This is a genomic window from Corynebacterium sp. UMB4614 (assembly GCF_030217065.1).
Classification (GTDB): domain Bacteria; phylum Actinomycetota; class Actinomycetes; order Mycobacteriales; family Mycobacteriaceae; genus Corynebacterium.
Map to the genome: position 1 here is coordinate 57,263 of NZ_JASONC010000002.1, position 21,073 is coordinate 78,335.

Consider the following 21,073-nt stretch of genomic DNA (forward strand, 5'->3'; position numbering starts at 1 on the left):
GCTTCTATCGTTCGTATTGTTGGTGCGACCCGTCGGTGGCGGGCGGCGGGCGACGACCTAGACGGTGAACTAATTCATCAATAATAGACCAAGCGGTCTAGAAATGCACGCTAGCGATCGGCGGTTCGTGGCAAAGCGTCAAGAATCGCTCCGGCTACCTCGAGCTTATGCCCTGCCGGGACTTCACGGACATCCAACGCCTCCGGATCATCGGAGCCGGACGGATTAGCGATCAGCCAGCCCGCGGAGTCGTCCTGACCGAAGACCTTACCCCGGCCGACGGCGTTCGCCATCAGCAGGTCGCAGCCCTTGCGGAGAAACTTCCGCTGCGCGTGCTCGAGAGGGGTAGATTCCGCGTCACCGGTCTCTGCTGCGAAACCCACGATGCGCAGATTCTTCGGCAGCTCCCCTGCCCGGCGCAGCTCGACGAGCCCCGCCAGGATGTCTGGGTTTTCTACCAGTTCGATGACCTCCAGCTGATCCTCTCCGCCCTTCTTCAGCTTCGAGTCGGCCTGTTGCGCGGGGCGGTAGTCCGCCACCGCCGCCGCCATGATGACGACATCCGCTTCCCGAGCGGCCTGCTCGGTCGCGTCCTTCAGCTCCAGAGCGCTGCTGATCCGAGTCACCCGCGCGCCGGAAGGCGTCGGCAGATCCTCGGTATGCCCCGCGATGAGGTGAACGTCGGCGCCACGTTGCGCGGCGACGTCCGCCAGCGCGTAGCCCTGACGGCCCGAGGAGGCGTTACCAAGAAACCGCACCGGGTCGAGATCCTCGTGCGTGCCGCCGGCGGTGACCACCACGCGGGTGCCGACCAAGTCCTGGTCGAAGATTCCCGGCTGGGCGTGGGCCGCCAGCGCCAGTGCCGCGATGTGATCGGGCTCGGGCAGCCGACCGGGGCCGCTATCCTTGCCGGTGAGACGCCCGTGGGCGGGCTCCAGCACGGTGATCCCCCGGCTCCGCAGCGTCGCAACATTATCCTGCGTCGCCGGGTTTTCCCACATCTCGGTGTGCATCGCCGGGGCAATGACCACCGGGCAGGTCGCGACGAGGCAACTCGCGGTGAGCAAGTCATCCGCGCGCCCCATACGCAGTCGCGCCATAAGATCGGCCGTGGCCGGGGCGACCACGATGAGGTCGGCCTCCTGACCGAGACGGACGTGCTGAACCCCGGAGACGTCGTCCCAGACGGTCGTACTGACCGGATTACCGGATAGGGCCTCCCAGGTGGCAGCACCCACGAAGTTCAGTGCGGATTCGGTGGGAACGACGTGGACGTTGTGCCCCCGTTCCGTGAAATAGCGAACGAGGTGGGCCGCCTTAAACGCAGCAATGCCGCCCCCAACACCCACCAGGATGCGGAGCGGCTTGCTCTTATTCTTCTTCGAAGCGTTATCAGTCACACGTGACAGGATAGCCTCTTAGCCCTCGGTGTGCTCCAAGAGATCCGCGTTAATCTCGCGCAGGGCGATGGACAGTGGCTTCTCGTGCATCTCCGGGGTCACCAGCGGGCCAACGAACTCCAGGACACCTTCGTCGATGCTCTGGAAGTAGTCGTTGATCTGACGCGCGCGCTTAGCAGCGAAGATCGCGAGGGCATACTTCGAGGACACCTTGGTCAGGAGCTCGTCGATCGGCGGGTTGGTGATGCCGACTGGCGGATCGAAAACCGTCTCGTTCGAGTTGACGTCCTGATTTTCCACGAAATGCACCTATTCTTTCGATTGCTTAATTAAGCCGCGTCTGATCCCCACGACGGCTTAGAGGGAAACTATATCTTAATCACCTGGAAGCGCCTAACCCCACGCCCACATCGGTGGGTCGCGGGGTGCGGTAACAGGCTGGGCGGAGCCGGGGTCTCTGGGGCGAGGTGCCCTAGGCTTCCGGCACCAGGATGTCGCGGATTCCCGCGACGGCCTCGTCCACATCCGAGTTCACGATGACGTGGTCGAACTCATCCTTGGCGGCCAGTTCCCCGCGGGCGGTCTCCAGGCGACGCTGGATGACCTCGTCGGATTCGGTGCCACGGCCGGTCAGCCGTTCCACCAGCACCTCCCACGAGGGCGGAGCAAGGAAGACGGTGTGGGCCTCCGGCAGGAGCTTCTTCACGTTCCGCGCACCCTCGAGGTCCACCTCAATGAGGACGGGGTGCTGGGCGGCCATGGCCTCCTCCACCGGCTTGCGGGGCGTACCGGAGAGCTGCAGCCCACCGTGGATCTCAGCCCATTCGAGCATGAGGTCGCTGTCGATGTTGGACTGGAACTCGTCTCGCGTCACGTAGAGATAGTCACGACCGTGTACCTCGCCGGGGCGAGGTTCGCGGGTCGTCATCGATACGCTGAAGAAGAGATTCGGGACCGACTCGCGGAGCTTAGAGACCACCGTGGACTTACCAACGGCGGACGGTCCGGCGAGGACGACCACGCGGCCGCGGCCCGATTCCTGCGTCACGGCTTAAGCCTCTGGGTCGAAGCCGAAGTGCTCCAGCAGAGCGCGACGCTGACGGTCGCCCAGGCCGCGCAGACGGCGGGTCGGGGCGATCTCGAGCTGGTTCATGATCTCCTCGGCCTTAATCTTGCCGACCTTCGGCAGGGAGACCAGCAGAGCGGAGACCTTCATCTTGCCCAGGATCGGGTCAGTCTCGGCGTCCTTCAGGACCTGCTGCAGATCGGTGCCGCCGCGCTTGAGCTTCTCGCGAAGTTCGGCGCGAGCCTTACGTGCCTCGGCTGCCTTCTTCAGGGCCTCTGCACGCTGCTCCGGGGTCAGCTGGGGAAGTGCCACGGGATTCCTCCGTACGTAATCGTTTTTGAAAATCTTGTGGAATGTCTTGCATTTTAGCCAATCAGCGTCGGGCTGCTGGCTTGAACACCCCTTTTCAGGGCGCTACTTGCTTAAGAAAGCAAAGCACGAAGGTGAATCCTAAGGTGCTTTTGCCGTGGTGGCAACTGCGACGCGCGGATTCACCTCCGCCAAATTTGCAGGCTACACCTGAAGTTCCGCGGCGAAACGGCGCGCTGCGGCCTGCAGATCCGCCACGGCAGGCCCTTCGTTCAGGACAGCGCGGGAGACATTCGGGCTCGCGAAGCGTGCCGCCTCACCGCAAATACGCCGCACATCGGCCATCGTGCCGCCCTGGGCCCCGACGCCGGGCATGAGGATCATGCCGTTGACCTGGTCCAGAACCGGTGGATTCTCCACCGTCGCGCCGACCACGACGCCGACGTTGCCGGGCTTGTCCCCCGCGTTAAGTTCGGCCACGCGGTCGCACACCGCCTGGGCCAGCGTGGCGCCGGACTGCGTCTGGGACAGCTGCACAGACGGGGCCTCCGGGTTGGATGTCGCCGCGAGCACGATGGCACCCTTGTTGTACTCGGCTGCCAGTTCAAACACCGGGGCCAGGGAATCCACACCGAGCCACGGAGAGACCGTCACCGCGTCCGCCTCCAGGGGCGAGCCCGGCCGCAGCCAGGCGCTGGCGTATCCCGCCATGGTCGAGCCGATATCGCCTCGCTTGGCGTCAGCGATCACCAGCACGCCGGCCTCCCGCAGCTGCGCCATCGCGTTCTGGAGAACCTCGAAGCCTGCAGCCCCGAAAGCCTCATAGAAGGCCACCTGTGGCTTGACGACGGCGACGGTATCCCGGAAAGCGGCAACCGCGGTATCGGTGAATTCTTTCAGCCCGTCCAGGTCATAGCTCAACCCCCAGCGCTCGAGGATGTGTGCGTGCGGGTCAAGCCCCACGCACAGCGGCCCCAGGTCGGCAGCCCGAGCCAGGAAGCGCTCGCCGAAGGTCTGAGACTGGTCTGCAGCCTGCCTCACCGGCGTGGTCATTAGTGCTCCACTTCCTGAATCGGGGTCACCGTGGTGTCGTGGTCCAGCAGAGCCTCGATGCCCTGCACCGCTGCGACGGTGCCCTGAACGGTCGTCGCGCACGGCACGCCGCTGTTCACAGACGCCGCGCGGATCTCGTAGCCGTCGGTGCGCGCATCAGCGGTACCGGCCGGGGTGTTGATGACCAGGTCGATCTCGCCGTCGCGGATGTAGTCCACGACGTTGCGGGCGTTCTCGCCCTCGCCGCTGGTGGCGGAGACCTTCGCGACGACCTCGCACTCCACGCCATTGCGGCGCAGCATGCTTGCGGTGCCCGCGGTGGCGAGCACGTTGAAGCCCAAGGAAGCCAGGCGCTGGATCGGGAGGATCAGGGTGCGCTTGTCGCGGTTAGCGACGGAGACGAAGACGTTGCCCTTGGTCGGCAGCGCGCCGTAGGCACCTTCCTGGGACTTCGCGAACGCGGTACCGAAGTCCGAGTCGAGGCCCATGACCTCGCCGGTGGACTTCATTTCCGGGCTCAGCAGAGAGTCCAGCACCTTGCCCTCGAAGCTGCGGAAGCGGTTGAACGGCAGCACTGCCTCCTTGACGGCAATCGGGTGACCGATCGGCAGCGAGCCACCATCGCGATCGGAAGGCAGGATGCCCTCCTCCTTGAGCTCGGCGATGGAAGCGCCCAGCATGATGCGCGCGGCGGCCTTGGCCATCTGCACGCCCGTGGCCTTGGACACGAACGGGGCGGTGCGGGAGGCGCGCGGGTTGGCCTCGATGACGTAGAGGATATCGTCCTTCAGCGCGTACTGGACGTTCATCAGGCCCTTCACGCCGATGCCCTGGGCCAGCTTGCGGGTGGATTCCCGGACCTTTTCGATGTCCTGCTCCCCCAGCGTCATCGGTGGCAGCGCACAGGCGGAGTCACCGGAGTGGATACCGGCCTCCTCGATGTGCTCCATCACGCCGCCGAGGTAGACGTCCTCGCCATCGCAGAGGGCGTCGACGTCGATCTCGATGGCGGAATCCAGGAAGCGGTCGACCAGGACCGGGTGCTCGTCGGTGATCTCCGTGGCGCGCGAGATGTAGTCGCGCAGGCTGGCCTCGTCGTAGACGATCTCCATGCCTCGGCCACCGAGGACGTAGGACGGGCGGACCAGTACCGGGTAACCGATGTTTGCGGCGACCTCACGGGCCTCCTCGAAGCTGGTGGCGGTGCCGAAGGCCGGGGCTGGCAGCTCGGCGTCGCGCAGGACCTTGCCGAACTCGCCGCGGTGCTCCGCCAGATTGATGGCCTCCGGGGTGGTGCCGACGATCGGCACACCCGCGTCCGAGAGGCGCTGCGCCAGGCCCAGTGGGGTCTGGCCACCGAGCTGGACGATCACGCCCGCGACGGTGCCGGACTCGGACTCCGCGCGGTAGATCTCCATGACATCCTCGAAGGTCAGCGGTTCGAAGTACAGGCGATCGGCGGTGTCATAGTCGGTGGAAACGGTCTCCGGGTTGCAGTTGACCATCACGGTCTCGTAGCCAACGCGGGAGAGCTCGAGGGCCGCGTGGACGCAGGAGTAGTCGAACTCAATGCCCTGGCCGATGCGGTTCGGGCCGGAGCCCAGAATGATGACCTTTTCCTTCTCCTTCTGCGGTTCGACCTCGGACTCGGCGTTCGGGTCCAGCTCATAGGAGCTGTAGTGGTACGGGGTCTTCGCCTCGAACTCGCCGGCGCAGGTGTCCACGGTCTTGAAGACCGGGTGGATGCCGAGGGACCAGCGCAGGGATCGCACGCCGTCCTCACCTGCGAACTCCGGACGCAGGGCGGCGATCTGGCGGTCGGAGAGGCCGAGGAACTTCGCGTAACGCAGGAGATCCACGTCCAGGACCGGCGCGTCGATCAGCTGCTGGCGGAACTCCACCAGGGCCATGAGTTCGTGCAGGAACCACGGGTCGATGCCGGAGGCCTGGTAGATCTCGTCCACGGTCGCGCCGAGGCGCATGGCGAGCTCGACGTCGTAGAGGCGGCCCTCGGTCGGGCGCTTCAAGTCCTCGAGGACGGCTGCCTTGTCGGTGGCACGCTCGCCCGCAAAGTCCTCATCCGGGACGGTCCAGAAGCCCGCCTGCTTGGTCTCCAGGGAACGCATGACCTTGTTCAGGCCGGTGATGTAGTTGCGGCCGATGGACATGGCCTCACCGACGGATTTCATCGTGGTCGTGAGGGTGTCGTCGGCGCCCGGGAACTTCTCAAAGGCGAAGCGCGGAGCCTTGACGATGACGTAGTCCAGAGTCGGCTCGAAGGCAGCCGGGGTGACCTGGGTGATGTCGTTGCGGACCTCGTCGAGGGTATAGCCGATCGCCAGCTTCGCGGCCAGCTTCGCGATCGGGAAGCCAGTGGCCTTGGACGCGAGCGCGGAGGAACGGGATACGCGCGGGTTCATCTCGATCGTGATGATCCGGCCGTCCTTGGGGTTGATGGCGAACTGGATGTTGCAGCCACCGGTCTCCACGCCGACCTCGCGGAGGATGGCGATGCCCTGGTCGCGCATGATCTGGAACTCGCGGTCCGTCAGGGTCATGGACGGGGCGACGGTGACGGAGTCGCCGGTGTGGACGCCCAGGGCGTCGACGTTCTCGATGGAGGCGACGACGACCACGTTGTCCTTCGCGTCGCGCATCAGCTCCAGCTCGAATTCCTTCCAGCCGAGGATGGACTCCTCGATCAGGACGTTGGCCTCCGGGGACGCGGCGAGGCCGCCGCCGGCGATGCGCTCCAGGTCCTCGTAGTCGAAGGCCAGGCCGGAGCCAAGGCCGCCCATGGTGAAGGACGGGCGGACGACGACTGGCAAGCCCAGCTCGGCGACGGTCTCGTGGACCTCGTCCATGTTGTGGCAGACGCGGGAGCGGGCGGAGGATCCACCGATCTTCTCGACGATGTCCTTGAACTTCTGGCGGTCCTCGCCGCGCTCGATGGCGTCGATGTCCGCGCCGATGAGCTCGACGCCGTACTTGTCGAGGATGCCGCGGCGGTCCAGCTGGATCGCGGCATTCAGCGCGGTCTGGCCGCCGAGGGTGGCCAGCACGGCGTCGATCGGGTGCCCCTCTTCCTTTTCCTTGGCGAAGATCTTCTCGATGTACTCCGGCTGAATCGGCTCGATGTAGGTGTGGTCGGCGAACTCCGGGTCGGTCATGATGGTCGCCGGGTTGGAGTTGATCAGGGTGACGCGGAGGCCCTCTTCCTTGAGCACTCGGCAGGCCTGGGTGCCGGAGTAGTCGAACTCGCAGGCCTGACCGATGACGATCGGGCCGGAACCGATGACGAGGACGTGGTTGATGTCTTCACGACGTGGCATGAGTGTTTTCTCTTTCTGTTGGGCGTTGTGCTGCTGGATGCGTTCTGTGCTGTGAGAAGGCGTCGGCTTAGGCCTTCTTCTCCTGCTCCAACAGGTTGAGGAAGTGGTCGAACAGGGGGTTTGCGTCGTGCGGGCCGGCGGCGGACTCCGGGTGGTACTGCACCGAGAAGGCGCGTCCGCTGGTCAGCGCCACGCCTTCGACGACGTCGTCGTTGAGGCAGATGTGGGTGACCTTGGCGGGCCCGAATGGGGTGTCGAATTCCTTCTCTAGGCCACCGGCGGGGGCCGCGAGGGCGAAGCCGTGGTTCTGGGCGGTGATCGCGACCTTGCCAGTCTCCAGGTCCTTCACCGGCACGTTGGTGCCGCGGTGGCCGAACTTCAGCTTGTAGGTGTCCAGGCCGAGGGCACGGCCAAAGAGCTGGTTGCCGAAGCAGATGCCGAAGAACGGGATGTCGGCCTCGAGCACCTTCTTGACCTGCTCCACCGTGTGGTCGGCGGTGGCCGGGTCACCCGGGCCGTTGGAGGCGAACACGCCCTGGGCCTCGTACTCGCTCAAGTAGCCCTCGAGGGTGGAGAACTCGGTATCGGCCGGAATGACGACGGTGCGGATGCCGCGCTTGGCGAACTCGCGCGGCGTGTTGGTCTTAATGCCCATGTCGTAGGCGAGGACGGTGTACTTGCGCTCCCCTTCCGCGTCGACGACATAAGGCTCGTCGGTGGTGACGTCCGCAGTCAGGTCCGCGCCGCTCATCGACGGCTGCTCCTTGACCTGGGCGATCATCTCCTCGTCCGTGCCGAGGGCGTCGCCGGAGAAGATGCCCGCGGCGATCGAGCCCTCCTCGCGCAGGTGGCGTACAACGGAGCGGGTATCCACGCCGCAGATGCTGACGATGCCCTGTGCCTCGAGCTCCTCGTTGAGGCTGCGCTTGGCTCGCCAGTTGCTGACGGTGTTGGAAAGGTCGCGGATGACCAGGCCAGCGGCCCAGATCTTGCCGTCGCGGGACTCGGAGTCCTCGTCGTTCCAGCCGGTGTTACCGATCTGTGGGGCGGTGAGCACCGTGATTTGACGGTGGAAGGAGGGGTCGGTGAGGGTCTCCTGGTAGCCGGTCATGGCGGTGGTGAACACTGCCTCGCCGAGGGTCTTGCCGGTCGCGCCCATCGCGAAGCCGCGGTAGATCGTGCCGTCTGCGAGAACCAGTGCTGCTGGAGTGTGAGTCTGCATATCTTTAGTCCTTAGTTTTTCTTTCAAGGTCAGTCGCCGATTGCTGAGTTATCGGGCAGCTAGTCGGTTGTCACAGGGTTGCCGTCGCGGCATGTCACCTTGCCACGCAGGATCGTCGTGGATACCCGAACCGGCATGGGCATGCCTTCGTAAGGGTTGTTCTCGGACTTGGAGGCCATCTGCTTGGCCTCGGCGGTCCAGCTAGCATTGGTATCCACCACGCACAGGTTCGCTGGCTCGCCTTCGGCGATCGGGCGGCCGTGGCCCGGCAGCTTGGTGATCTCGGCTGGCCGCTCGGACATCACCTTGGCGACGAAGCGCCAGTCCTGATCGCCGTTGATGACGAAGAGGTCCGCGATGATCGCCAGGGAGGTCTCCAGACCGAGCATGCCCGGACGAGCCTGGTCGAATTCGCAGCACTTCTCCTCGGAGGAGTGCGGGGCGTGGTCGGTGGCCACGCAGTCCACCACGCCGTCGATGAGTGCGTGGCGCAGGGCCAGGGTGTCCCGCTCCTCACGCAGCGGCGGGTTCACACGGTTCACGCCGTCGAAGGTCTCCAACCGGGAGTCGGTGAGGATCAGGTGGTGCGGGGTGACTTCGGCGGACAGCGGGATGTCCTGTCCCTTCGCCCAGCGCAGCAGCTCGACGGTGCCTTCCGTGGATGCGTGGCAGATGTGGAGCCGACCGCCGTAGTCGCGGGCCATGAGGGCGTCGCGGGCGACGATGGACTCTTCCGCCACGCGTGGCCAACCACGAAGGCCCAGGCGGGCGGCGGTCTCGCCTTCGTGGGCGACCGCGCCCTCGGTCAGGCGGGGCTCCTCGCAGTGCTGCGCGAGCAGCACGTCCATGCCACGCGAGTACTCGATTGCGCGACGCATCAGGCGCGGGTCGTCGACGCACTTGCCGTCGTCGGAGAACATGCGCACCTGGGCGTCGGAATCGGCCATCATGCCGAATTCGGTGAGCTCCTTGCCTTCCAGCCCCTTGGAGATGGAACCGACGGGGTGGACGTCGCAGAGGTTCGTGTTCTGACCCTTGTACCAGACGCTTTCCGCGATGGCGGGGTCGTCCATGACCGGGGAGGTATTAGCCATGGTGAACACGGCGGTGAACCCGCCCTTGGCAGCCGCCGCGGAGCCGGAGGCGATGGTCTCGGTGTCCTCGCGGCCCGGCTCGCGCAGGTGAACATGCATGTCCACCAGGCCCGGCAGGAGCACCTGGCCGGCAAGGTCGAGCACCTCGGCCTCAGCCGGAGCCTCTTCGGAGAGATCCGCGCCGATCATGGCGATCACGCCGTCGGAGAGCAGGACATCCTGCGGCTCCCCTTCACCGTAGATGAGCACGCCCTTGAGGAGCACCGCGTTCTCGGCACCCGCCGGGTGCGCAGCCAGTGGGCCAGTCGGGGGAAAGTTCTTGTTGTCGACCATAAAAATCGCTTATCCTTTCTGGCCTTAAGCGTCTGTCTCGGTCTCGGAGGCCGAGTGGCCGCCGATCAGCAGCTGGAAGAGGATCGCCATGCGGACGTGAACACCGGCAGTGACCTGCTGGAGCACGACGGTGTTCGGGGCGTCCGCGACGCTGTAGTTGATCTCCATGCCGCGCAGCATCGGGCCTGGGTGCATCACAACCGCGCCCGGCTTCAACATGGCGTGGCGGGCCTTCGACAGTCCGTATCGGGTGGCGTACTCGCGGTGCGAGGGGAAGAAACCACCGTTCATGCGCTCCGCCTGGACCCGCAGCATCATGACCGCGTCGGCACTCGGCAGCTCCGCGTCAAGATCGTGGCTCACGCGCACGCCCCAGTTCTCCACCCCGATCGGCAGCAGCGTCGGAGGTGCGACGAAGGTGACATCTGCGCCGAGGGCATTGAGCAGCTGCGCGTTGGAGCGGGCGACGCGGGAGTGCAGGATGTCACCGACGATCACGACGTGCTGCCCCGACAGATCACCCCTTTGACGGCGCAGCGTCGTGGCGTCGAGCAGCGCCTGGGTGGGGTGCTGGTTGGAGCCATCTCCGGCGTTGATCACCGCGGTATCGCCGATGAAGTTGGCAACGTGCTGCGCCGCCCCGGAGGACGGGTGGCGCATGACCAGTGCGTCGGCGCCGATGGACTTCAGCGTCAGTGCCGTGTCCCGGAGGGACTCTCCCTTCTTCACGCTCGAGGAGGACGCGGAGATGTTGATAACGTCCGCGCTCATCCACTTCCCCGCCGTCTCGAAGCTGGCCCGGGTGCGGGTGGAGTTTTCGTAGAACATCGTGAACACGGTGCGCCCCCGAAGGGTGGGCAGCTTCTTGACCTCGCGGCCCTTCAGCGCCTCGGCGAAGCGGTCCGCCTCGTCCATGATGCTCACAATCTCATTCGGAGTGAGATCGGAAATGCTGAGCAGGTTCTTCACTACGCACGCCCCTTGTCTGCGGCGGACGTTACCTGCCCGCCCTGATTCGCTGGTTGCTGGTCGGCGGGTGTGGTCGACCGGGTCAGGGTGACCTCGTCGCGGCCGTCGAGCTCGTGGAGAGCGACGGTGACGTCCTCGGAGGCTGCCGTCGGAATGTTCTTGCCCACGTAATCGGCGCGAATCGGCAGCTGCCGGTGACCGCGGTCAATCAGGACGGCCAGCTGGACGGTATCGGGACGGCCGAGATCCCGGAGGGCGTCCAACGCGGCGCGGATGGTGCGGCCCGAAAACAGGACGTCGTCGACCAAGATGACGGTTGCGCCGTCGATCCCCTCGTCCGGGATGATCGTGGGCTTGAGAGCACGGTGCGGGCCGCGCCCCAGATCGTCCCGGTACAGCGTGATATCCAGCGAGCCTTGGAACACATCCACGCCACTGAATTCGCTGATCTTTTTCTGCAGCCGCTCCGCGAGCGGCACTCCCCCAGACGGAATACCCAAAACCACGACCCGCCGGGCGGATCCGCTGTCTAGAGCCGTCTTCTCAATGATTTGGTGCGCGATGCGTGCGACCGTGCGATTGACATCGTCCGGGTTCAGCAGAACCACGGAGTGCTGATCGACTGTCGGATTCATCGTGACCTCCTTTCCCGCCTCTCTGTGCGGTCTGTTAAAGGATGCCTCTGAAAGAAAACCTTTCATGTGAACGATAGCACAAAGCACTACCCCCGGCTGCGCGGGGCAACCGGGGGTAGATGGGTGCGATTTACTCATTCGCCGACACGATGCCGCGACTGAAAAACCTCGCTCTTTAGACGGAGTTCTGGCCGTCAGCGGCGGCGCTTTCAGCAGGACCCGCCTGCCCGTCTTCGGTCTCTTCTGCGGCGCCGTCCCCCACCTGCTCGGTGGGGTCTGCGATCACGGAATCAACCAGCGCCTCGATATCTGCCGGGGCAGGAGCAGAGCCCTCCTCGGACCCCGACTGTTCCTGCTCGCGCTGGGTGGCCAGACGGTCAGCCATCGCGGCGTCCGCGTCTGTGGCCACGCCGTCGAGCACAGCGTTGACGTAGTCCGGGGCCTTGACGTGGGAGTACTCGCTGGCAAGTTCGATCCCCTCGGACAGGGCAACGCGGTGCGGAACGTCCGGGTTAAACATCAGTTCCCACGCCGCCACGCGCATGACCGCGCGGTCCACGGCGGGGATGCGATCCAGGGTCCAATCGCTGGTGAGGTGCACGGCGATGGCGTCGTCGATCGCGTCGAGGTTACTTGCCACGCCGGGCACGATCTGGGAGGTGTACTCCGGGATCGGCTTGATCTGGTTTTCCTGATCCTTAGCTAGCTCCGCGCGCTCTTCCATGATGTCGACCGGGTCGATGTCGCGGAACTCCGCCTCGAAGAGGATGTCCACGGCACGGCGGCGGGCCTTATAGCGCGCACCACGCCGCTTGAAACGCGCAGCCGAACGCTCATCCTTCGAGCCTTTGCCCTCCCCCGCAGACTGCGGGTTCTGGCTTTCGGGGCGCGAGGATGGCGACGGCGACTGTGGTTCAACCATGAGGAAGTATCAGGCTCCTGGGGTGTTACTGGGTGACGCGGGACAGGTACTCGCCGGTGCGGGTGTCCACCTTGACGACGTTGCCGGTCTCGATGAACAGCGGCACCTGGATCTCGGCACCGGTCTCCAGGGTGGCTGGCTTGGAGCCACCGGTGGAGCGGTCGCCCTGCAGGCCCGGATCGGTGTGCTCGATCTTGAGGTCAACGTTGGCCGGCAGCTCAGCGAACAGCGCCTGGCCGTCGTGGAAGGAAACGTTGACGCGGGAGTTCTCCAGCAGGAACTTCGCGCCGTCACCCATGAGCTCCGGCTGCAGCTCGACCTGGTCGAAGGTCTTGTCGTCCATGAGGACGTAGGCGGAGCCGTCGTTGTACAGGTAGGTCATGTCGCGGCGGTCGACGGTGGCCTGCTCGACCTTCACACCTGCGTTGAAGGTCTTGTCCACGGTCTTGCCGGAGACGACGTCCTTGAGCTTCGTACGCACAAACGCCGGGCCCTTACCTGGCTTGACGTGCTGGAACTCCACGATCTGTTGCAGCTTGCCGTCGATCATCAGGACCATACCGTTTTTGAAATCTGCAGTGGTTGCCACTAGTTCAGGCTCCTCTATTCTCGTTGAGATTTTTTGCGCGCACGTCGACGCCCGAGGTCTCGGGCGTTCTCGTTCGACTTATTCTAACACCTTAAACGATGCGCAGATCAGTGCTGGAGGCGTTGCAGCTCTTCGCCCCGTCGGCCGTGACCACGTAGGTGTTTTCGATGCGCAGGCCGGTCTTGCCCGGGATGTAGATCCCTGGCTCCACGGTCAGCGTCATCCCCTCAGCAAGCGTTACTGATCGGTCGACCCGGGAGTTCGCCGACGGCGCTTCGTGGACGTCCAGGCCCACGCCGTGGCCCGTCGAGTGCACGAAGTACTCGCCGTAGCCAGCATCGGTGATGATGTCCCGGCAGGTCTTATCGATATCGAACAGAGCGGTTCCCGGGGCGACGGCCGCGGCACCAGCCCGCTGCGAGCGCAGGACGACGTCGTAGAGGGTGGCGGAGAGCTCGTCCGGCTCCCCCACGCAGACGGTGCGTGTCTGGTCGGAGGCGTAACCGTCCAGGTAGATGCCGAAATCGACGGTGACCAGACCGGGCACGATCGGGTCGCGGGAGACACCGGCGTGCGGCTTGGTGGCGTTAACTCCCGACGCCAGGATGGTATCGAAGCTCAGTGCTTCGGCACCGGCCTTGCGCAGGCGGTACTCAAGGTCCGCTGCGGCCTCGATTTCAGTGCGTCCCTCGCGGATGCCGCCCTCGTCGAGGAATTCCTGCCACACCGAATCTGCGAGCTCCCCGGCTGCCTCGAGGGCGGCGATCTCCGCGCTGTCCTTGACCAAGCGAAGCTCCTCGACGATGCCGACCGCCACCTCCGGCAGCGGCCCGTCCGCGGCAAGCTTCTTCGCCTCGCCGATGCTCAGGCTGGACTCCACAGCAAAGCCGGTGACCTGAGCCCGCTCCGGGACTTGCTCGAGCAGCTTATTGTCGATGAGGAGCTCGACATCCTCTGGCTGGCCGGTCTCGATCTCCACCTGGGTGGCGTATCGGCCATCGGTGCCGAGCACGCCCCGGCCGTCCGGCCGCTGCAGGTACACCGCATTGGAGCCACTGAAACCGGTGAGGTAGCGAACGTTCTTCAGGTCAGTGACCAGAAGGCCCGGCAGGTCGCGCTCCTGTAGGCGTGCGGCAAGCTTGTTGCGGCGCTCGGCGTATCGCTGAGTCTGGGTCATTCGCGCTCTCCTTCGATCGTTGTTTCCCCCATGCTGGGTTCAATCACCCCCACGCTACTCCCCTGGGCGTCCACACTCGCAGGCGCGGGTCATTGCGCGGAGCGTTGAGCCCGACCCCGCCCTCAAAGACGTCGGCGGTGCTAGCTCTGCGCGAGGTAACGCAGGGCCGCCAGGTATCCCTCGATCCCCAAGCCAGCGATCACGCCGCGGGCAATGGGGCTGAGGTAGCTGTGGTGACGGAAGGGCTCGCGGGCGTGGACGTTGGAAATGTGGACCTCCACGAAGCCCTGCCCGTCGGCGACCTCCGCGAGAGCGTCGCGCAGCGCCACAGAAGTGTGCGTCCAGCCACCCGGGTTGATGATCACCGCATGCCCCTGGTCAGCTGCCGCATGGATGCGGTCCAGCATCTCGCCTTCGTTGTTGCTCTGGAAGAACTCCACCGCCACACCCAGGCGTGCCGCCTCATCGGCGATCAGGGCCTCAACGTCGGCTAGCGTCGTCGCCCCGTAGACCTCCGGCTGGCGCTTGCCCAGCCGGTTGAGGTTCGGGCCGTTGAGCACGCTCACCGTCAGCTGCTGTTCCTGTGCGGTCACTGCGAAATCGCCTCCCACGCTGCGTCCAGGTGTTCCCTGCTCGGGGACTCGAGCCGGGTTGGTTTCGCCAGTCCCTCGAGGACGACGAAGCGAATCTTGCCCTGCTTATTCTTTTTATCCCGCCCCATGACCTCAATGAGGGTGTCGAAATCGGAGTGCTGATAGGTCGTCGCCAACCCAACGCTGCGCAGGATGTTCCGGTGCCGGTCCACGAGCTGCTGGTCGATGAGACCGGCGGCCTTGGCCAGCTCAGCCTCGAACATCATGCCCACGCCCACGGCCTGACCGTGACGCCAGCGGTAGTCCTCCTGCTGCTCGACCGCGTGGCAGAAGGTGTGCCCGTAGTTGAGGATCTCCCGGATATAGGACTCCTTGAGGTCCTGGGCCACCACCTCTGCCTTGACCTTGATCGCCCGCTCGATCAGCTCTGGGAGTACATCACCGGCGGGGTTCAGCGCCTCGGCCGGGTCCTCCTCGTAGATCTCGATGATGCGCTCGTCACGGATGAAGCCCGCCTTGATGATCTCCGCGGAGCCAGCGATGAGCTCCTCGCGGGGCAGGTCCTTGAGGGTGTCCAGGTCGATGAGGACCACGGCCGGTTCGTGGAAGGCACCGACGAGGTTCTTACCCCGGGTGGTGTTGATCCCCGTCTTGCCGCCCACTGCGGCGTCGACCATCCCGAGCAAAGAGGTCGGGACGTGTGCCACGCGGATACCGCGCATCCAGGTGGCGGCGATGAACCCGGCGAGGTCGGTGGCAGCGCCACCGCCGACGGAGACGATGCAGTCCTGGCGCGTCAGCCCGGCATCTGCGCAGCGATCCCAGCAACGTTCGGCGGATGCAATGGTCTTGCCGTCCTCAGCGTCGGAGATCTCCAACAGCTCGGCGACCTTGCCCTCGGCCTCCAGCAACTTCGCGACGTGGGCTGCACGCTCAGCCAGGGCCGGCTGGTGGATGATCAAGAAGGTGCTGGCGCCCTCGGTGGCCTCGAGCATCGGCGGGATCATCGTCTCGATGCCGCGGCTGATGAGGACCGGGTACGGCGAAGCGGTGCGCACATCGATGCGCGTTGGGGTGGGCTGCTGCGCGGAGTAAGGCGTTGTCACGCTGTCACATTCTTTCTCTATTGCTGTGGTGGTTTGGTGGTCGGCCGTGGTGGCAGTGCCGCGGGTGAACGGCCCAGTGATGTCTCCTAGAGCTGTTCCGCGTCTTCGAGGTACTGCAGGATGGCAGTCACTGTCCGCTGCGGGTCGTGGTTGCCGGAGCGGATGCGGAAGCTCGCGACCTCTTCATAGAGCTCGTGGCGCTCGTCGTAGAGTCGCTGATAGACCTCTTCGGGGTTGGGGACGTCCAGCAGCGGGCGGGTTTTGTTCCCGGAGGTACGGCGAACGCCCTCAGCGACGTCTACATAGAGGTAGACGACTTGGTGGTTCATGAGGGCCTCGCGGGTCTTCGCGCTCTTCACAGCTCCCCCGCCCAGGGACACCACCGCGTTAGTCTGCAGTGCCTGAGCGACGGCTTCCTCCTCAGCAGCGCGGAATTTCTCCTCGCCGAGCTCCCGCAGCACGTCGCCGCAGGGCTTGTTGAAGCGTTCGGCGATGAGCTCATCGGTATCGATGACGGGCAGGTGGAGGGCATGCCCGATGCGCCGGCCCATCGTGGATTTACCCGCGCCCGGCAACCCAGCGAGCACAACCTTGGGGCGCTGCCCAGGTGCCGTGTGCTGCGCGTTAACCGGTGTGGATTGCCCTGGTCGAGTCATCTTTCGCGAAGCCTCCTTGTCCGCGGGTCGGTTAGAAATCCAGCCGCTCGGCGACCTGCTGTTGATAAGCGGCCACGTTGCGCTTCATCTCGGCGAGGGAATCGCCCCCGAACTTCTCAACGGTGGCCCGAGCCAGCACGAGGGCAACCATCGCCTCGGCGACGACTCCTGCTGCGGGGACGGCGACGACGTCGGAGCGCTGGTGGATGCCGGTCGCGGCCTCTCCGGTGGCCATGTCGACGGTGCGTAGGGCGCGCGGGACCGTGCTGATCGGCTTCATCGCGGCGCGGACGATGACATCCTCACCGTTGGTCATGCCGCCCTCGATCCCGCCAGCGCGGTTGCTCAGTCGGGTGATCTCCCCGTCTTCGCGCACCATCTCGTCGTGGGCTTCGGAGCCGCGGCGGCGGGCCTCCTCGAAGCCGTCGCCGATCTCGACCCCTTTGATGGCCTGGATCCCCATGACGGCGGAGGCCAACTGGGCGTCGAGGCGAGCGTCACCGGATGTGTGGGAGCCCAAGCCGATCGGCAGGCCCTTGACCACGACCTCCACGATGCCGCCGAGGGTGTCGCCGCTCTTCTTAGCCGCCTTGATCTCCTCGACCATCGCGTCCTCCGAGGCCTTATCGAAGGCGCGCACCGGGGAGGCGTCGATAGCTTCCAAGTCGGAGAAACTCGGGGTGGGGCCGGTATAGGGCTCGCTACGACCGATCGAGACGACGTGGCTGAAGACCTCCACTCCCAGTACCTCGCGCAGCAGGGCGCGGGCGAAGGTGGCGGCGGCGACGCGGGCAGCGGTCTCGCGGGCGGAGGCACGCTCCAGGATCGGGCGGGCCTCGTCGTGGTCGTACTTCAGCATGCCGGCGAAGTCCGCGTGGCCCGGGCGCGGGCGGGTGAGTTTCGCCCCGCGACCGGAGGCCATCGCCTTGGCTACCTCCGGGTCCTCCAGATCAACCGGGTCGGCGGACATGATGGTGGTCCACTTCGGCCACTCGGTGTTGCCAATCATGACGGCCACCGGGCTGCCGAGGGTCTTGCCGTGTCGGACGCCAGAGACGAAGGTCAGCTCGTCCGCCTCAAACTTCATCCGGGCGCCGCGACCATAGCCGAGGCGACGGCGGGCGAGCTGTTCCGCGACGTCCTCGCGAGTCACGCTCAGCCCAGCGGGGAGGTTTTCCACCAGCGCAATCAGCGCCTGGCCATGGGATTCACCAGCAGTAGTCCATCGAAGCATGCCGACAAGTCTACTATGTGAGCTATCGAACAATTATAAGGACACTGCGAAGGCCAGCAGCGTACCCAGAACCATTGCCGGTCCCATGGCGACAGGCCGATGGGGTGGAGCCTTTCTGGCCCGATTCTGGATCAGTATCCCGGCGGTCGTGAGCACGCCGGAAGTGCCGATGGCGAGCAACACCCAACCCACTCCGTGCCAGGCAGCAAGGATGCCGCACACCGCCGCAAACTTGGCGTCCCCGCCACCGAAGTACTGGCCAGGAGCTCCGCTCCCCTCGTGGCGGTTCTTTACAGAGCGTTGGTGGAAGAAGCTGAACAATAGCCACCACACCGAGCCCCCGACGAGTGCTGAAGGCTGCCAGACACACGCCGCGACAACAGCAGAGAGGATGCTGGGGAGCACCACAGCGTTGGGGATGCGACGATGCCGCCAATCTACGACCCCCAGGTAGGCCACAGCCACGCCAAGCGTGGCAAGCACAGCGCACATCACCGATGGCTCCCCCCTTAATCTTGCTCCCCTAGAGTCTTCTCCCCTGCCCCAAAGAGTCCCCTGCGCCCCCACGCAGGAATCTCTTTCCCCGCCTGCGCTGAGAAGATAAGGCTCCGAGTTAGTCCAGCGCCAGGTGCTGGTGCAGTTCGGCCAAGAATAGTCCCTCGGGAGCCTGCTGGCCGGTGAACAGCCGGAACTGCTCCTCCGCTTGGCCAGCGAGCATCTGCAGACCATCGGAGACTGGCAGCCCCTGCTGCTTGGCCTGAGCCAACAGCGCGGTCGGATAAGGATCGTAGATCACGTCGATGACAGACTCAGCGCGACAGAACTCATCCACGTACTCCGCAGCGACGTCCTCCGGGACCGTCGAAATCAGCGCTGCAGCCTGGCCACACACGTGGCCCAGCTCCGGGGCATCGAACCGGGTCCAGGAAAACTCCATGCCCAGCGACTCGGTGAGCGCCTGCAGGTTCAGCGCACGCTCCGAACGGGCGACCACGTTAATCTCGGAGAATCCGGCAGCCGCTGCAGCAGCAACGGCGGGGCGGGCGGTGCCACCGTTACCGACAATGACGGCCGTCTGCCCGGCGAAGGGTGCGCCTCGTTCCGGATCGCGCTCGGTGAGCTCGGCTGTCACCGCGTTCAGGCAGGCGGTGAGACCGTCGACGTCGGTGTTATCCGCGAGCCAGCGGCCATCCTCCTGCGGCACCAGCGTGTTGGCGGAGCCGATATCCTCGGCCCGCTTCGTCGCCAGCCCCGCCAGCTCGAGTGCTGCGCCCTTGCCCGGCATAGTGACAGACAAGCCCCGGATGTCCGGATCCTGCGCCTGAACGATCACCCGGATGTCCCGGGCCTCCGGCGCCTCCACCCGGTAGTAATCCAGCTCCAGGCCCGTGGCCCGGTAGCCAGCCTTGTGGATCACCGGGGACAGCGAATGCGACACCGGGCTGCCCAGGACCGCGCAGCGGGGGCCGCTTAGCGCAAAAAATTCTTCCGGACTGAGCACACTCGCACCTGCCGAGTCCGCAGTGGGCTGAGGGTCACCGCCGGTAGACAACTGGGCATCCTGGCTTTCCGACATCGGCTTCCTCTTCCTCCTGGCTTATTGCTTAGCGGGCCGAGTCCAGCACGCCGTTGGCGCGCGCCTTCTCGATCGCGGCCTCATGGGCATCGAAGTCCCGGTTGAACACGGTCTCGCCATCCTTGTTGATGGTGACGAAGTAGAGCCAATCGCCCTCAGCGGGGTGCTCCATCGCCTGCAGCGCCTGAATACCCGGGGAGGCGATAGGGGTCTCCGGCAGCCCCTTCTTCGCATAAGTACTCCACGGGGTGCGGCGAGCGCGGTCGCTATCCGTCGTGGCGACCTCCTGCTCGTCGACGTCGTAGTTCACCGTGGAGTCGAACTCCAGACGCTGGTCTTCCTTGAGTCGGTTGAGGATCACGCGAGCAACCTTGTCGAAGTCCCCGGCAGGTGCCTCGCGCTCCACCAGGGAGGCCGCGGTGATCATCTCATATGGGCTTAGGCCCACAGCCTCAGCAGCCTTGAGCAGCCCCGTCGCCTCGTATTCCGCCGCAGAGTTGCTGATCAGCTCGCGCATGATCTCCTGCGGGGTCGAGGTCGGGTCGAAAAGGTGCACGCCCGGGGAGATCAGCCCCTCGATGCGGCGCGGATCATCGGCGCGGTCGGCCACCGCCCCCTTCGCCCACTGCGGCACCTCCAACTCCTCCGGGGTGGAGCTGACCACGGCTTCGCGCAGCGTATCGGAGGAGATGCACTCATCCTCGCTCGAGCAGGTCTGGGCGGAGATCAGCGAGTAAATCCCCTCGCGCGTCTTCCCGCCCACGACGGTGACGTCCTCCAGCGGCAGGCCGGTCGGGATGTCGACGACGCCGCGGCGGTTAGCGTCGTCTGTCAGCGCGTCCAGCGCGGCCGAGGCCGACATTTTTTCCTGAAGCGGATAGTAACCGGTCTGCAGGCTGGCGTCCCGGGCTTCGGCCTCGCGCATCAGCGCCCGCCGGGAGCCAACAATCTTCTTCTCCACCAATGTCGGGGCGATGGAAGACAGGCTGTCCCCCTCGCCGACCTTGACCATCACGACCGTTCCATTGCCCGCACCCTCGTAGTCGCGCTGGCCGACGACGGACCGCTGGTACCAGACGTACCCGGAGATGCCCACCAACAGCAGGGTGAGCGCCAAAGCCAGCGCGACTGCCAGTTGACGGCGGCGCCGGTACTTCGGTTGCATACTCCGCTTCAGGGTCATGCAACTATGCCTTTCGGATCTCAGGTGCTACGGAACGCGCGGCCACGCTCGAAGCGTGAAGGCAACGCGAAGCATCGCCATAGGACAGCGATGCATCCGATGATCGTGGATCGATCATCGGACATTATTCCATGATCACAATTCGATTACGAGATGACGCGCCGACGGGCGTCAAGCCACCCCTGGAGAATGTGCACCGCCGCGGCTTGGTCAATCCGCTTCCGACCCTTCTTGGCGCTCACCCCGGAGGCCTGAAAGGCCTGGGTGGCTGCCATGGTGGACATGCGTTCGTCGACGAGCCGTATCGGGAGGTCGGGCAGCTCTTCGGCCAGGTCCTCGTAAAAGTCGAGGGCTGCCGCGGTGCTCGCGGTGTGGTTGCCGCGCAGCGCCACCGGAAGACCGACGACGACCTCCACGACGAAGTTCTCCTCGATCAGTTCCACGACGCGCGACACATCGGAGCCGTCGACGGCGGCGGCGACCGTCTCCAGTGGAGAGGCCAGGATGCCATCCGGGTCGCTCAGCGCAACGCCGATCCGCACACTGCCGACGTCGAGAGCCAGCCGCCGTCCCCGCCCCGGGTCGGTTTCCGGGTCGGGACGATCTGGCGAAATCTCCTCGCGG

General features: G+C 65.3%; 20 protein-coding genes and 1 pseudogene. All 21 read right to left on the reverse strand.

All coding sequences use genetic code 11. The features are described from left to right. Positions 1 to 110 precede the first annotated feature (110 nt). The 21 genes and pseudogenes from coaBC to ruvX all read right to left on the reverse strand — a co-directional run bounded on the left by coaBC (position 111) and on the right by ruvX (position 21,063). Positions 111 to 1,400 carry a bifunctional phosphopantothenoylcysteine decarboxylase/phosphopantothenate--cysteine ligase CoaBC gene (gene coaBC / locus QP413_RS01340; RefSeq protein WP_284780218.1) on the reverse strand — a complete coding sequence of 430 codons (1,290 nt, stop codon included), beginning with the start codon at positions 1,398 to 1,400 and terminating at the stop codon, positions 111 to 113. 18 nt (positions 1,401 to 1,418) lie between these two features. Then, entirely contained in the window at positions 1,419 to 1,700 is a 282-nt protein-coding gene (gene rpoZ, locus QP413_RS01345; protein WP_012360221.1) for a DNA-directed RNA polymerase subunit omega, read from the reverse strand. Between the two features lie 172 nt (positions 1,701 to 1,872). Further along, a complete protein-coding gene (gene gmk, locus QP413_RS01350; RefSeq protein WP_070758938.1) occupies positions 1,873 to 2,448 on the reverse strand; it encodes a guanylate kinase in 576 nt (191 codons plus the stop codon). Between the two features lie 3 nt (positions 2,449 to 2,451). Next, a complete protein-coding gene (mihF, locus tag QP413_RS01355) occupies positions 2,452 to 2,778 on the reverse strand; it encodes an integration host factor, actinobacterial type (protein ID WP_012360219.1) in 327 nt (108 codons plus the stop codon). Positions 2,779 to 2,979: 201 nt separating this feature from the next. Then, entirely contained in the window at positions 2,980 to 3,828 is an 849-nt protein-coding gene (gene pyrF, locus QP413_RS01360; RefSeq protein ID WP_284780219.1) for an orotidine-5'-phosphate decarboxylase, read from the reverse strand. Beyond that, positions 3,828 to 7,160, reverse strand: a complete 3,333-nt coding sequence (gene carB, locus QP413_RS01365; protein ID WP_284780220.1) for a carbamoyl-phosphate synthase large subunit — start codon at positions 7,158 to 7,160, stop codon at positions 3,828 to 3,830. The genes pyrF and carB overlap by 1 nt, the downstream gene beginning before the upstream one ends. 67 nt (positions 7,161 to 7,227) lie before the next feature. Next, a complete protein-coding gene (gene carA, locus QP413_RS01370) occupies positions 7,228 to 8,382 on the reverse strand; it encodes a glutamine-hydrolyzing carbamoyl-phosphate synthase small subunit (protein WP_284780222.1) in 1,155 nt (384 codons plus the stop codon). 59 nt (positions 8,383 to 8,441) lie between these two features. Further along, positions 8,442 to 9,809, reverse strand: a complete 1,368-nt coding sequence (locus QP413_RS01375; protein WP_284780223.1) for a dihydroorotase — start codon at positions 9,807 to 9,809, stop codon at positions 8,442 to 8,444. Between the two features lie 24 nt (positions 9,810 to 9,833). After that, positions 9,834 to 10,778: an aspartate carbamoyltransferase catalytic subunit gene (locus QP413_RS01380; protein WP_284757512.1), complete on the reverse strand. Its 945-nt coding sequence runs from the start codon at positions 10,776 to 10,778 to the stop codon at positions 9,834 to 9,836. After that, positions 10,778 to 11,413 (reverse strand): bifunctional pyr operon transcriptional regulator/uracil phosphoribosyltransferase PyrR, encoded by a 636-nt coding sequence (gene pyrR / locus QP413_RS01385; RefSeq protein WP_284780225.1) that lies wholly within the window; start codon positions 11,411 to 11,413, stop codon positions 10,778 to 10,780. The genes QP413_RS01380 and pyrR overlap by 1 nt, the downstream gene beginning before the upstream one ends. Positions 11,414 to 11,588: 175 nt before the next feature. After that, positions 11,589 to 12,230: pseudogene (gene nusB / locus QP413_RS01390) on the reverse strand (transcription antitermination factor NusB); the annotation flags it as partial. 130 nt (positions 12,231 to 12,360) lie between these two features. Further along, positions 12,361 to 12,924 carry an elongation factor P gene (gene efp, locus QP413_RS01395; protein ID WP_070758946.1) on the reverse strand — a complete coding sequence of 188 codons (564 nt, stop codon included), beginning with the start codon at positions 12,922 to 12,924 and terminating at the stop codon, positions 12,361 to 12,363. Positions 12,925 to 13,015: 91 nt separating this feature from the next. Then, positions 13,016 to 14,101, reverse strand: coding sequence for a Xaa-Pro peptidase family protein (locus tag QP413_RS01400; RefSeq protein WP_284757517.1), 1,086 nt, complete (start codon positions 14,099 to 14,101; stop codon positions 13,016 to 13,018). Between the two features lie 140 nt (positions 14,102 to 14,241). Then, a complete protein-coding gene (aroQ, locus tag QP413_RS01405) occupies positions 14,242 to 14,673 on the reverse strand; it encodes a type II 3-dehydroquinate dehydratase (protein ID WP_284757730.1) in 432 nt (143 codons plus the stop codon). 17 nt (positions 14,674 to 14,690) lie between these two features. Further along, positions 14,691 to 15,800 (reverse strand): 3-dehydroquinate synthase, encoded by a 1,110-nt coding sequence (aroB, locus tag QP413_RS01410; protein ID WP_284780228.1) that lies wholly within the window; start codon positions 15,798 to 15,800, stop codon positions 14,691 to 14,693. 86 nt (positions 15,801 to 15,886) lie between these two features. After that, entirely contained in the window at positions 15,887 to 16,456 is a 570-nt protein-coding gene (locus QP413_RS01415; protein WP_070758950.1) for a shikimate kinase, read from the reverse strand. A 31-nt stretch (positions 16,457 to 16,487) separates the two neighbouring features. Further along, positions 16,488 to 17,690 (reverse strand): chorismate synthase, encoded by a 1,203-nt coding sequence (gene aroC, locus QP413_RS01420; RefSeq protein ID WP_210398539.1) that lies wholly within the window; start codon positions 17,688 to 17,690, stop codon positions 16,488 to 16,490. 33 nt (positions 17,691 to 17,723) lie between these two features. Next, positions 17,724 to 18,182, reverse strand: a complete 459-nt coding sequence (locus QP413_RS01425; protein ID WP_284780229.1) for an A24 family peptidase — start codon at positions 18,180 to 18,182, stop codon at positions 17,724 to 17,726. Between the two features lie 121 nt (positions 18,183 to 18,303). Further along, on the reverse strand, positions 18,304 to 19,266 hold the full coding sequence (locus QP413_RS01430) for a shikimate dehydrogenase (protein ID WP_284780230.1): 963 nt from the start codon (positions 19,264 to 19,266) through the stop codon (positions 18,304 to 18,306). Between the two features lie 28 nt (positions 19,267 to 19,294). Further along, positions 19,295 to 20,449, reverse strand: coding sequence for an endolytic transglycosylase MltG (gene mltG, locus QP413_RS01435; RefSeq protein WP_284780231.1), 1,155 nt, complete (start codon positions 20,447 to 20,449; stop codon positions 19,295 to 19,297). A 146-nt stretch (positions 20,450 to 20,595) separates the two neighbouring features. After that, positions 20,596 to 21,063, reverse strand: a complete 468-nt coding sequence (ruvX, locus tag QP413_RS01440) for a Holliday junction resolvase RuvX (protein ID WP_148813015.1) — start codon at positions 21,061 to 21,063, stop codon at positions 20,596 to 20,598. Positions 21,064 to 21,073 lie beyond the last annotated feature (10 nt).